Consider the following 13,059-nt stretch of genomic DNA (forward strand, 5'->3'; position numbering starts at 1 on the left):
AGACGGCTGGGCCTCTGTTTATCGTTAGCAGCAAAATATTTTCATCCGCTGCAACATTCCAGACGTTGTTTTGAAATGCCGCAACGCAATATGCTGAGCGGCGCGCGTTTGAGTGTTAGGTAACATAACGTAATTTGCCACTCTGACCGAGGCGACAGATGGAGAACTTGGCTAGCTCTGATAGTCTTAGCCGGATTGCCGGTAGTGATGATGCCTCCTTATTCAAGGCAAAAAAGCAAGGCTCCCGCTTTTTTCCGGATTTCGCGAGAGCAAGCAAGCGTGGGTTCGATGTCGCAGTCGCGATTTCAACGCTTGTATTTTTGCTCCCCATGTTCCTTTTGCTTGTTGGCGTACTTCTTGTTGCCCAAGGACGTCCGATTTTCATTCGACACAGCCGCGTTGGGCGTGGCGGCGCCAGCTTCCCGTGTTTGAAATTCCGGTCGATGGTGACAAATTCGGACGTGGTTCTGCGTGAATATCTGGCGAGCAACCCCAGCGCGCATGAGGAGTGGAAGGAGAGCCACAAGCTCAAGAACGATCCGCGCATCACGCCGCTGGGCCATTTCCTGCGCAAGTCCAGCGTGGACGAGCTGCCCCAGCTCTTCAACGTGATCCGCGGCGACATGAGCCTGGTCGGTCCCCGGCCGATCGTACGGGACGAGGTCGTCCGCTACGGTGCCTATATCGAGGACTATCTGCGGGTTCGCCCGGGCCTTACCGGCCTGTGGCAGGTGAGCGGACGTTCCGACACCTCCTATCAGCACCGCGTCGTCCTCGACGTCCGCTATGTGAGGGAATGGAGCTTGTGGCGGGATATCGTCATCATCTTCAAGACGATCCCTGCCCTGCTGCAATCCAAGGGTTCCTACTGAGGTACAGAACCGGGGGCATGAGCCCACCGCCTGGCTGTCCCCCCGCTCCGAGAGCAATCACCAGTGCCGCCCCGAATGCCAACTTTTCGGGGCGGTTTTTTATTGGGCGCTGAAAGCGGCGTTTGCGGCAACGGGAATGCTTGTTCCCCCCGCGCCCGTTTGATAGCCTGTATCTGAATGGGAAGCTTGCGATGATCGCCGACGCAACGCACCCCGCTGGTGCGACAGGTGCGGCTCTTGCGGAGCTGAACTCAAAGCCTCAGCTGGTCGACCTTCCGACTTTCGCCATCAATGGGCGCTTTCTGACGCAGCCCGTCACAGGCGTGCAGCGCTACGCCCGCGAGATCGTGGATCGGCTCGACCGCATCCTCGAACAGAACGGACGACGGGCCAACATCTATCTCCCCGCCGGCGAGGTATCCATTCCGCCTTATGCCGCGCTCAAGCCAGTGCGGTCTGGCCACATGACCGGGCATGCCTGGGAACAGGCTGCGCTGCCGGTCGCAGATAGTGCCTTCCTGCTCAACCTGTGCAATCTGGGGCCGGTCGTCCGCCACAGACAGATCGTCTGCATGCATGACGCCAATGTCTACAATATGCCGGAAAGCTACAGCCGCAGCTTTCGCGCGGTTTACCAGACCCTGCTTCCCGCCCTTGCCCGCCGGGCCGTAGCGATCACCACCGTCTCCCATTTCTCGGCGCGCGAGCTGGCCCGCCATCTGCGCATACGGGAAGAACGGATCACGGTGCTTCCGAATGGACATGAGCATGTCTTCAAATGGGACGCCCGCCGCTCCGTCCTCTTGGCGAAGCACCGATTTGACCGCCCCTATGTCTTCATTCTCGGCAGCCGCGCCCGCCACAAGAACAACGGGATGATCTTCGGCCTCGCCCGAGCCCTCGACGAACTGGGCATCGACATCGTGGTGACCGGCGGCCAGGCCAGCATCTTTGCCGAGGCCGATCAGACGGTCGCCGCCCCGAATCTGCGTTTCATGGGCTTTGTCAATGACGACGATCTTGCAGCCCTCATGGGTGGCGCACTGTGCCTGGTCTTTCCGTCCTTCACGGAGGGATTTGGCCTGCCGATCGTGGAGGCCATGGCTCTGGGCTGTCCGGTCATCTCCTCGGATCGGGCGAGCATGCCCGAGATCTGCGGCGAGGCTGCGTTGATGGCCGATCCGGACCAGCCCGAGGCATGGCTAGCGCAGATTCGGCGCCTGCTGGGCTCACCCCAGCTGCGCGACGAGCTCAGGGAGCGCGGACGTGAGCAGGTAAAATCCTTTTCATGGGACGCTTCGACGGAGGGCTACATTGATCTCATTAGGGAAAGCCAACGCTGAATGGACGAAATTCCCTCTATCTTGGCATCGCCATCCGAAACTGTGATGTGCTGCGCCTAAGATGGCGTCTGGTCTTGTTCGTGCCGCTTATGGGTCGCCTTGGCAGAGCCGCCCCGGACAGGTTTGGGACATAGTGCCGAATGCGAGTAGCGGTCTCTTGAACGGACCGCCAACGAGGAGGGATCCGGCGGGTCGACATTGGCCCCAGGAGCAGGTCCGACGCGCAAGCCACGGCGGAGCGGAATGAGAGTATTTGCGTTACCGTACGCGTCGGCGCGTGCGAGGGCTATTGGAATGGGCCTGTTGCTGCCCGGCCCCAATCGGGAAATTGGCGTAAGGTTGAAACTCGGATGACGATTGAGCCAGTTGGTGCGGTAGCCTTGCTCCTGGGACTCCTGATCCTTTTTCGGGGCCCCGTGGTGGGATTCTACATCCTCATTCCGTCGGGTCTTCTCGGCTCCTGCGCCGTCCTGTTCCTCACCGCGATTGGCGGCGCTCCGGTGCAGCCGGCTCATCTGATGCTGGGATTCGTCATCCTGGCGATGTTCGCCCAACCTGGCACGGCTGATGAGGTATGGTCGGCCCTCGCCTTTCCGCGCGAAGGCTTCTGGCTGCTGTTGACAGTGCTTTGGGGTACCCTTGGCGCCATCCTCTTCCCGAGGATCTTCGCCGGCGCGGTCTATGTATCCGCCATCAACCAGACTGGCGGTGAGGGATCGGCTCTCCTCGTCCCCCTCGGCCCGACCACCGGCAACATCACGCAGTCCGTCTACTTTATCGCGGACCTGGTCACCTTCCTGGTCTGCTATGTCTTCGCCAAGAACCGCGACAACTTCAACGTCCTGGCGCAGGCCTATTTCATCTATTGCACGTTCAATATCTTTTTTGCCCTCGTGGACCTCGCGACATTCTGGACGAATACCTCGTTCCTGCTCGATTTCATGCGCAACACAACATACGCCCTGCATGATGATACGGTCATTGCGGGCATGAAGCGCATCGTTGGCTCGTTTACAGAGGCCTCCTCCTTCGGCGGCGTGACCCTGGGCACCTTCGGCTTCACCTTCAGGCTGTGGCTGGGCGGCGTGCGCCCGGCGCTGACCTTCACCGTCGCCATGATCAGCCTGATCCTGCTGGTGATGTGCACGGCGACCACCGCCTATGTCGCCCTGCCTCTGGTGCTTGCCATCCTCTACATGACATCGCTGTGGCGCCTGATTCGTGGCCCTGTGCCGAAGACCGTCATGGCGTACCTCATCTTCGCGCCTCTCCTCTTCGTCTTGATCTCCGCGGCGGTCATGTTGATACCCGCGGTCGGCGACCAGGTGTGGGCAATCGCCAATGAGATGCTGTTCAACAAGGCTACCAGCCAATCGGCGGAAGAGCGTGGCAGCTGGAACAAGGCGTCAATAGAGACGTTCTTCGCCACCTACGGGCTGGGCGGGGGTATCGGCGCAGTGCGCTCCTCCAGCTTCCTGCTGGCGGTATTCGGCAATCTCGGCGTCATCGGCTGCGTTACCTATGGCCTGTTCCTGTTCCTGATATTGTTCAGACGCTCGAGAAAGCCACTGGACTGGTACGTCCATGAAGTTCGGGCGGCTGCACGCACCACCTGCCTGGCAAACATCATTACATGTGCGATCTCAGCGTCGCTGATCGATCTCGGCCTGTCCTTCTTCATGCTTGCAGGTTTGGCCTGTGCCGCCAATGACACCAGCAATGTTCCGGCCAAACAGCAGGATGAAGAAGACGTCCCCAATCTCCTGCGCGCGGGAACGCCATCATGAACGTTGGCAGCCGTCGCAACCGACCCGGCCCGCGGAGGTCTTGGCACCTGGAAACGGCGCACGGGCCCGCCGGGCGCCGACACCCACCATTGCGGCTTAGGTTCAAGAACTTTATAAGCAATTCGACGAATGACGATCAGGCTAAACGCTATGCTGGTCGGCTGAACGAAAGAATCGTCGGATCATACTATTTAAAGGATGCTCAATTTGCGTCCGGACGGATAGAAAGGCGAGGAAAAGCGGTTCGATCCGGATTTCCTCATATCCACCCCGTGTTTGATATTTGAAGGTTCAAGGCAGCCGGAATGCTTTATCTTAGGCCGCTCAACGATCAGCCCAACCGTTTCAGTCCTCGCGACGTCATCGTGGAAGTTCTGCGATATGGCTGGGGGCTGGTGCTGTGGTTCATTTTCTGCATGGCCTTGGCGATCGGCTATCTGGTCTATACTCCGCCGGAATTCTACGCCTCCACAAATGTCATCCTGCAGCCGAGGAGTTCCTTCTCGACGGTGCAGGGTACCGACCCCAGCCTGCTGCAGGTCAACCTCGACAACTCGCAGGTGGAAAGCCAGATCCAGATCGTCAAATCCGAGCGGGTGCTGCGCTACGTTTTCCAGACCCTGAACCTGCAGAACGATCCGGAGTTCGTCGGCAAGCCCATCACCGATCCCGACCCCACGGGAGAACTCGCCAGGCGCCGGACCGAGGCTGCTTTCCAGTCCTTCTCCGATCGCGTGACCGTCCGCAGGATCGGGCAGTCTCTGGTGCTGGAAATCGGCTTCCGCTCCCGGTCATCGGCGCGCGCTGCCAGCATCGCCAACTCGATCACGGCGTCGTTCATGCGTGAGCAGATCCTGGGCAAAGCCGTCTCCTTGCAGAGCAGCAATGACTGGCTGCAGGTGCGTAAGGATGAAGTCAATGCGCAACAGAAGGCCGTCGAGGATGCCGTTCGAACTGGCGATCTAGGCCAGCAGCAGTTCTCAGCCTCGGACTCGCGCATCATCAGCGGAGCCATCGAGCCGCTTGCCAAGACCTATCCGCAGACCAAGCTGATTCTGGCGCTCGCCTTCGCCCTCGCCTTGCTCACCGGCCTGGGCATGATCGGCGTGCTCCACAGCCTGGATCGTACGCTGCGCGCCAAGCGGCATGTCCAGCGCGATCTGGGCCTGAACTGCCTTGGCATCGTGCCTATGGCGACGGACAGCCGGGAGGGCGGTCTCCTCAGCTTCCTGATCAATCTGCCGCGCTCGGCCCTTCACTCCCTGCGCTCGCTTTGGCCATTCCGCTCGGACGAGCAGGGCGAAAGCTCCGAGGATTTCCTGTCTTACAGCACCTCCCGCGCGGGCACGGTCTCGCCCTTCGCCGAAAGCCTGCGCGCCGTACGCACGGCTATCATGGGCCGCGAAGTGAGTTCCGGACCGCGGCTGATCGGTATGGTCTCCTGCCTGCCAAGCGAGGGCAAGACTACCATCGCATCGAACCTCGCCCATCTCTTCGCCGCGTCGGGGCGGCACACCATGCTGGTCGATGGCGACCTGCGCAATTCCACGCTCACCCGCCATTATGCGCCGAATGCCAAATATGGCCTCAGCGATGTGCTCCAGCACAGCGAAAGCCAGATCACGGTATCCGATGTGAACATCGCTCCCCGCCTCGACTTCATTCCCGCCATGGGCAGCGGCCGCAGCACCGACATCAACCTCTTCATCGGCTCCTCCGCCATGCAGGGCGAGCTGAGGGTGATGAAAGCCTATGACTACGTCGTGGTGGACCTGCCGGCCATGAGCACATCCTCCGACGTGAAGGCGCTCGTGCCGCTGCTCGATGCTGTGGTGTTCATCATCGAGGCCGGCAAGACCACGAGCGATGATGTCACAGAGGCTCTGGAGACCCTTCAGCAGGCCAATGGCAAGGTTCTCGGCGCTATCCTGAACAAGGTTCCGAAGCGCGATTGGCCCACCCTTCTGCGCCGGCCCCGGCAATAGCTCTTTAGAGGGGCAACAGCCGCCGGCATCGCGCCTGAGAAGGTGCAGCCTATGCTATTTGGGCTCCCTCAGGGCTGTCGACGGGGCTAGGCGGCGCGCTTCACCCCGCGACGCTACTCACATCGGGGGGTTTAGCGCGCTCCGGCGTCATCTACTGCCTTTGAGTTACCTGCTACCTAAATTGGCCCCCTTTCTCTGTTTCTCCTATCAACATTGCTAGATTGAAATGATGGGTCATTTGAATCATTCTGCTACCGTGCAGTATGGCGTAAAAGAAGTTTTTGGTTTTGGAGTTGTGAATAGTGCCACCGATAGCGTGTTGCACTATAAGTAATTCTTCCAAAGATTACATTTGAGCTGCTATGCCGAACCACCGGCTTTCGGTCAATTCAAGCAACATCACAAAGGAAGAGTCCTTGGTACTGTTGCAAAATCTGCGCGAAGTAATTTTGCGCTTGGATCCTATTGATTTGTCCACAGTCACAGGCGGCACAGCAAGTAAACTGCAGGTTGCGAGTGATCCCTCCCCCCCGGCACCCTTATACTCGCCGGGTCAATCAAATGGCGGCTCCATGGTAGCAAGTAGTCCGGTCGGGCCGATAGTTCTGGTCAACAACAGAGCCCTGCAACGCGACTGTCTGGGCCGGGTGTTGGCGGCTGAATTCCCGCAACGGCGGGTACTGACTTTTGCGTCGATCGATGAGTGGGACGCCGTCGCGGATCAGGAAACGGCGACGCCGTTGGTGTTCCTTTGCGACAGCGATACCGCTCTCGATCTGGACGCTCTGGGTGTGGGCACCGCCCTGCGGCAGATGGCCCCTGTCATCCTGCTCTCCGACGCGGAGGACCCCGCCAGCATCTTCCGGGCTCTGGATATGGGTATCAAGGGCTACATCCCTTCCAGCCTGGGCATCGAGGTCGCAATCGAGGCGACTCGCCTCGTGATGGCGGGTGGTGTCTTCGTTCCGGCCGCAAGCCTGATCAGGGCAGCGAACGAACCCAGCGCCCCGCGACCGGAGCCCGCCACCAGGTCGCACACGCCGATCTCGCCCCGCCAATTGTCAATCATCGCGGCCGTGAGCCGCGGCAAGTCGAATGCGGCCATTGCCGACGAACTCAACCTGCGGGAAAGCACCGTCAAGGTGCATATCCGCAACATCATGAAGAAGCTCAAGGTTAAGAGCCGGACGGCCATCGCCCACAAGTCGCGCGACATCCTGCGTGCCCAGGGCCAGGAGATCTACAATACGCCGGACGTCGGCCGGCCACCGCTGGGCACCGGCGTCAAGGTCTCCTGACCGGCACTGCGCGCCCCTGGTCCCAAGGCGTCCGACAGCATGGCCATTCGCGGCCCTGAGGAGGCGGCAGGGCACCCATCGATCCTAAAGCCTCTCTTTCCCGGCGCCGGCCCGGAATGCAAGCCAAACGCCCTTCTGGGGGCCTGCAAACCGGCCCACCAGGTACAACCTCAAAATATCGTCTTGAGCTGAACGCGGGCTGTTCTTTTTCGGGGCGTGGCCCGAAGGCGGCCGCGCTGCGGAGCCGCAGGTCCGTGAAATGAGAAAGCGCCGCTGCTCGGACCGGATTGTTCCGGCACGGGCAGCGACGCTTCAAACAAACAAGGAGGGCCCTTTGAGGCCGTCCGAAATCAGAACAGCTCGTTGGTCAGGAAGGCGATCTCGGTGCGGTTACGCGCCTTGATCTTCCGCATGATGTTGCGAACATGCACCTTCACCGTGCACTCGCCCATGTTGAGCTTGTAAGCGATGAGCTTGTTGGATTCGCCCTGACGCAAACGATCGATCACCTCGAGCTGGCGCTGGGTGAAAACGTTCTGCCGTGACTTGTTGCCCATATCCGTCTCCGCCGCCGAGGCGGCAGGCGAACGAGAAGACAGCAGACCGCTCGCCGGCACGAAGGTGCCGCCAGCACGCACAAGGCGAATGGCCGCGATGGCAACGTCCAGATTGGAGCTCATGGCGATATAGCCCCTCGCCCCGCGCTCGAGCGCCGCGACAATCTCCGTGGAATCCTCAAAGTCGGAAACCACGATTACGCGGGCCTCGGTGGCCGACTGGATGACCAGATCGAGATCGCGCCGAACAGCAGACTCGGTCGACTTGCGCCCCGTGGCGCACAAAAGCACGATCAGGGGAATGTCATGAGCATCCGTTCGGCGCCAATCTTCGACGCTGGAATAGCCTTCCGTTATGAAATTCGGCTCGGAAGCCGAAAGACAGCGCATCAAGCAACTGCGTGAAAGCGCATTCTCATCGATGATGGCAATGCGCGTCTGCAGATCCGGCTCGGGCTTTGCGCCCGAGCGGGCATCGTGAGAACCAACGGGATATTCTTCCTTCTTGAAGTCAAGAAAGGAAGTAGAGGGTTTCGAGGACACCCCTCCGCCCGCCGCAAACGGCTCTAGTTCCTGGCGACCCACAGAAAAATCGTTCACAGTTCTAGTCTCCGAACAAATCATTTTTCCCAACGCCGCCAGCAAGCCTGTCCCAACCAAGCTGCGGCACTCAATATTTCGGTAACCTTCGTGGTTCTATCGGCCACGTTCTAATTCTGGCCGGATCGCAGGAGTAATATGCTACCTCTAAAGAAGGAGGCTCGACCCGGCAAACTTTTCCCGATTACCTAACTAGTATGCAACGATTCCGGTGTAAACTCCATAAGAATGCGAGAGAGTCACTCGGAATTTGTATGATGCGTTACGATAGACACCATAGAGCGTGACGCCTGCGTGATACCTCTAGGACATCTTTCAGTCTAAAGTTGGGCTGCCACCACCTCGCGAGTGCTGCTGCCTCGTGGTGGTGAAACTTCCTGGTGCCTTCCCCTATCCGAAAGCCGATCCATCCTCATTGTCATATATATCGGACTCCAGGCAGGACGCAGTGCGAAAACGCACATCGCGAGCATACGAGGCCCTCGCCGGAAAATATAAATTCTTCAGTAAGAGCAAAAACTTATAGATATTCTGGTGGCAGCTCTGCGAATCGGAATCCTGTCAAATCGCGCCGCGCCCCAGTTCTCCGACATCGGGTCCAGTCGACTGCTTGCGCAAACCAACCTGCACCGCGGCGTCGAGCCACGCCCATGCCTCGCTGCCCTTCGCCTCGCCGCGCGCATTCTTTGCGTCAACTCGCCTACTGCAGGCCGCAAAGGCAAACTCTCCCGAATCGCACCCAAACATGGGCGAGACACCTGAAAACCAGCACATCCGGGCGTCCTATAGTACCATTCACCAGCTCACAGCGACCGATCTGCCTGCCGAATCCCCGCCTTGGAGCGTTTTACTTCCCATCGAATCGGTGGAAAAACGCAAAGACGCGTTAAAACAAGGAGTTAGAGCAATGGGCGTTTACGTGCAAACGCGCTTTGCTCTAAAGCGTTTTACTTTGAGATCGAATCACCAAGAATCGCAAAATGCTTTTGGTACCAATAAGTTAATTTCATAATCCGCTCTTGCCTGGACGCATTTTGCTCTAGCGGGAAGAAGCGGGAGCCTGGGCGAATTCGAGGCTTACCTCTTTGTACGGAGAGGGCATCTGGTCGATGAGACTGGTCGGGCGGCCGGCGACGTAACGCTCGAAAAAGCTCAGTATATAGGCATTGACGATCTCAGGTATGCTGCCGGAGCCGGGCAGAAGAGCGGCAAGTTGCTGGGCGACGGAGCGCTTGGAAACGTCGACGAAGCTCTCGTGGTTGGAGCCGGAGATGACGAGATAGTAGCCGCCATGGCTGATCATGTTGGCACGCAGCTGCTTGTAGTCAGCGTCGTTCAAGCGAGCCACCAGGCGCTTATGCATATCGGGCGCGTCGAGATCGGCCGGCGTGGGAATCGGCGTATCGTCGCTGATCTCCATGAAGGGCTGGACGACACCGAGGGTCGAGGCGTCGGCGAAAAGCCAGCCATCCAGGTTGAGAGCTGCCTTGAACCGTGGATCCTGCCAGGCTGTCTGCGCCGCGACGGCGCCTCCGAAGGAATACCCAAGGATCCCGGTCCGGTTGAAATCGAGGCTGCGGATAAGGGTGATCTTCTCGTCAGATGCCGCGCAGGCGGCGGCCGCCGTCAGCGCACCTAAGACGACAATGTTGTCCGACGCGAATCGCCGTGCCTTGCCGTCGGCCAGGGCTTTGGTCCGATCGAAGGCCTCCTGCGAAGAGAAGTCGAGAAACTGGCCGTACTCATTGAGATCGAGCCGGTGATCGATGCTGATCACCACGAAACCATGCGCCACCAGTTCCCGGATCTGTCCGAAATGGCTGTCGCTGCTGCCGCCCCATGCGGCGTTGAACAGCACCACGGGATAAGAGGATCCCGCTGGCGGCTCCTGGACCTTGTTTGGATACCAGGCCTTCACGACCAGCCGCTGCGCGACGTCCTTCAGTCCTTGGGATACCGGCGCCTCGGGGCAGAGTTCCGTCAGCGGCAACGTCATCACCGCCACCGAAGGTGTGTCGGCTGCAGCGGGTCCGGCGACCCCGAAGGCCGTTACCAGCACGCTGACCACCAGCCGCAGGCCGGAAGACAAGGTCTGCCATGACCTGAGGCGCTTCCCGAGGCCTGCAGCGGAGAGCGCCCAGCGTCTCATCGCTGGCCGGACTGCCGCTTCAGCGTTGCATTGATGATATTGGCGATGGTCGTCGATCCGGCCCGCCGCAGGAGATCGCTATGGCTGCCGGGGACCGACGCCATGGTGACGTGCTCTGTGGTCAGCGCCTGCCAGCCCATCGTCTTGTCGAGGAAGAGCCCCAGCGGCATGTCCGCATTGTGGATCGAGAGGATGGGGACCGGCAGCTGCTTGGTCTCCTGGCTGTGGCCGGCCTGGTCGATCCACTTGTTGCGCTGCGTGATCTCATCGATATCGGCATCGGGCTTCGAGTTCAGTCCTATGGCGGCGAGAAGCTTTCTTCCGAACATTCCCATGCGCCGGCGCGCATTCCTACGCTCCTCCGAGCCCCTGAAGAGCAGGCGGATATAAAAGCCCAGCTTCTGGATGCGATAGGAAGATTCGGCGAGGAAGGCGTTGAGCCGCGACTGACGCATCAGATATTTGGGCGCCCAGGCATCGATGGCCACGAGAAGCTCGACGCGCTCACCCTTCTCGACCAGCTGGCGCGCGATCTCGAAGGAGAGACGCGCGGCGAAGCAAAAGCCGAGAAGAATATAGGGGCCTCTGGGGCGCACTTCCTCGATGGCACGCAGATAATGTGCCGCCAAGTCCGAATAAGGGATCTGCGGCCGGGACTCTATGAAATCCGGCACAGGAATGGAGATGAAGGGACGGTCCCCTCCCAGGCGATCGGCGAGATCCTGGAAGATGAAGGTGTCGTGCACCGCCACGATCGGCGTCTCATCGCCAAGTGGCTGCATCACGACAGCGCTCTCGGACTGAACCTCAGGCTCGCCGACAATGAGGTTCGCCAGGCCCGCGATAGTGGGATGGGTGTAGAGATCCTCGAAGGGAATGCGCTTGTCGAAGCTCTTCTCGACGCGCGAGAGCAGGCGAAACGCCGTGAGCGAATGGCCTCCAAGCTCGAAGAAATTATCGGTCCTGCCAGGCATCGGGATTTTCAGCACGGTCTTCCAGATTCCGGCGAGTTGTGCCTCCACCCCTTCGCGTGTGGTCGTGGGGATGGCAGGGACCCGCAGGAACGGTTGAGCCGGCTGGATGGCGCGCACAGGAGCCGCCTGCCTCTCCGCGATCGGCTGATCGGGATCGGCAATAAAGCTTTCGAGCAGCCCCTGCAGTCGCAGGAGATAGCCCTCCGCCGTCTCAGCATTGTAGAGCGAAGTGTTGTACTCGCAGGACATGCGCCAGCCGTCGGGCCGTTCCACGAAGAAGAAGTTCAAGTCATAGAGCGCGCCCGGCGACACGGAAGGCATGTCTATCAGCGTCAGGTCGGGCCGTACATCCGTTGGAATGAACGAGCGCTGGCAGATCACATTGACCGAGAAGAGCGGATTGCGGCCGGGATCCCGCACCGGCTTGACAATGGCGACGATGTCTTCGATCGGCATGCGCTGGTTGACAAGGGCACCTTCGATGACATCGTGCATGCGGCCCAGCAGTTGCCGGAAACTCGGGGTTCCCCCGGCATTGACGCGCAAGGGCACGGTATTGATGAAAGGGCCGATGACGTTGTTGAGCTCCACGCGGTCACGCCCGGCGATCTGCGTGCCGAGGGTGATATCCTCCTGCCCAGTAAGGCGATAGAGCATACTGACCAGCGCCCCTGCTCCCACCATGAAGAAGGTGCAGCCCTCGGACGTGGCCAAGGCGATCATGGCGTCGGTGAGCGTACGCGGCAACTGGCGCCCCGCGATTACCGCAGGCGCGGAGCCTGCGCTGCGGGGCTTATCAGTCGGCAGGTCGAACGGCTGGAAGCCAGCCAGTTGCGTCGTCCAATAATCGCGCTCGGCCTTGAGGTCGTCGACCTTGATCCACTCGGTCTGCCACACCGCGAAATCGGCATATTGCAGCGGCAGATCCGACAATTGCGGCGCCCTGCCCTTCAGACCGGCCTCGTAGAATTCCATCATGTCACGGGCGATGATGCCCACCGACCAGCCGTCGCTGGCTATGTGATGGACGGTCACCAGGATGATGTGTTCTTCGGCGCCGACCTTCAACAGCGTTGCCCGCAGATTGGGAACCGCCGTCAGATCGAATGGCTTGCGTGCCTCGATCAGGCTGATGCGTTCCCGCTCTTCCAGCCGCGCCGGTTCGGGCAGCAGCGTGAGGTCGATGATCGGCAGCTGCAGCGAGGCTTCGGGCATGACAAGCTGCACGGGCTCGCCGTCGACATCACGATAGGCGGTACGCAGGATCTCGTGCCGATCGATCACGGCGTTCAAAGCCTGCTGGAGGACCGGCACGTCGATGCGCCCCTGGAGGCGCCAGCGCACGGCGACATTCAGGGCCGGGTTTTCGGGGGTGATCTGGTCGAGCACCCAGAAGCGGCTCTGCGCCAGGGAGCACGGGAACTCGTAGATCTCGGTCTCCTGAGCCGGAAGATCAATCCCGCCGCTGTTTCCAGGATCCGTATTGGACATCGA

General features: G+C 60.1%; 8 protein-coding genes. 5 read left to right on the forward strand and 3 right to left on the reverse strand.

Annotation, left to right across the window (positions count from 1 at the left end):
• Nucleotides 1-329: 329 nt before the first annotated feature.
• The 5 genes from ACMDCR_RS19570 to ACMDCR_RS19590 all read left to right on the forward strand — a co-directional run bounded on the left by ACMDCR_RS19570 (nucleotide 330) and on the right by ACMDCR_RS19590 (nucleotide 7,285).
• On the forward strand, nucleotides 330-872 hold the full coding sequence (locus ACMDCR_RS19570; protein WP_413993670.1) for a sugar transferase: 543 nt from the start codon (nucleotides 330-332) through the stop codon (nucleotides 870-872).
• 191 nt (nucleotides 873-1,063) lie between these two features.
• Nucleotides 1,064-2,215 carry a glycosyltransferase family 4 protein gene (locus ACMDCR_RS19575; protein ID WP_413988217.1) on the forward strand — a complete coding sequence of 384 codons (1,152 nt, stop codon included), beginning with the start codon at nucleotides 1,064-1,066 and terminating at the stop codon, nucleotides 2,213-2,215.
• A gap of 350 nt (nucleotides 2,216-2,565) precedes the next feature.
• Nucleotides 2,566-4,002: a hypothetical protein gene (locus tag ACMDCR_RS19580; RefSeq protein ID WP_413988218.1), complete on the forward strand. Its 1,437-nt coding sequence runs from the start codon at nucleotides 2,566-2,568 to the stop codon at nucleotides 4,000-4,002.
• A gap of 305 nt (nucleotides 4,003-4,307) precedes the next feature.
• Nucleotides 4,308-5,987, forward strand: a complete 1,680-nt coding sequence (locus ACMDCR_RS19585; RefSeq protein ID WP_413988219.1) for an AAA family ATPase — start codon at nucleotides 4,308-4,310, stop codon at nucleotides 5,985-5,987.
• Nucleotides 5,988-6,559: 572 nt separating this feature from the next.
• On the forward strand, nucleotides 6,560-7,285 hold the full coding sequence (locus ACMDCR_RS19590; RefSeq protein ID WP_413988220.1) for a LuxR C-terminal-related transcriptional regulator: 726 nt from the start codon (nucleotides 6,560-6,562) through the stop codon (nucleotides 7,283-7,285).
• A gap of 350 nt (nucleotides 7,286-7,635) precedes the next feature.
• Here the strand turns inward: ACMDCR_RS19590 and ACMDCR_RS19595 are convergent, their stop codons facing one another.
• The 3 genes from ACMDCR_RS19595 to ACMDCR_RS19605 all read right to left on the reverse strand — a co-directional run bounded on the left by ACMDCR_RS19595 (nucleotide 7,636) and on the right by ACMDCR_RS19605 (nucleotide 13,056).
• Nucleotides 7,636-8,487, reverse strand: coding sequence for a LuxR C-terminal-related transcriptional regulator (locus tag ACMDCR_RS19595; RefSeq protein ID WP_413988221.1), 852 nt, complete (start codon nucleotides 8,485-8,487; stop codon nucleotides 7,636-7,638).
• A 994-nt stretch (nucleotides 8,488-9,481) separates the two neighbouring features.
• Nucleotides 9,482-10,591 (reverse strand): alpha/beta hydrolase family protein, encoded by a 1,110-nt coding sequence (locus ACMDCR_RS19600; RefSeq protein ID WP_413988222.1) that lies wholly within the window; start codon nucleotides 10,589-10,591, stop codon nucleotides 9,482-9,484.
• Nucleotides 10,588-13,056, reverse strand: a complete 2,469-nt coding sequence (locus ACMDCR_RS19605; protein ID WP_413988223.1) for a condensation domain-containing protein — start codon at nucleotides 13,054-13,056, stop codon at nucleotides 10,588-10,590. Before ACMDCR_RS19605 ends, ACMDCR_RS19600 begins: the two co-directional genes overlap by 4 nt.
• Nucleotides 13,057-13,059: the final 3 nt, after the last annotated feature.

The organism is Labrys okinawensis, assembly GCF_047345005.1.
GTDB lineage: Bacteria > Pseudomonadota > Alphaproteobacteria > Rhizobiales > Labraceae > Labrys > Labrys okinawensis.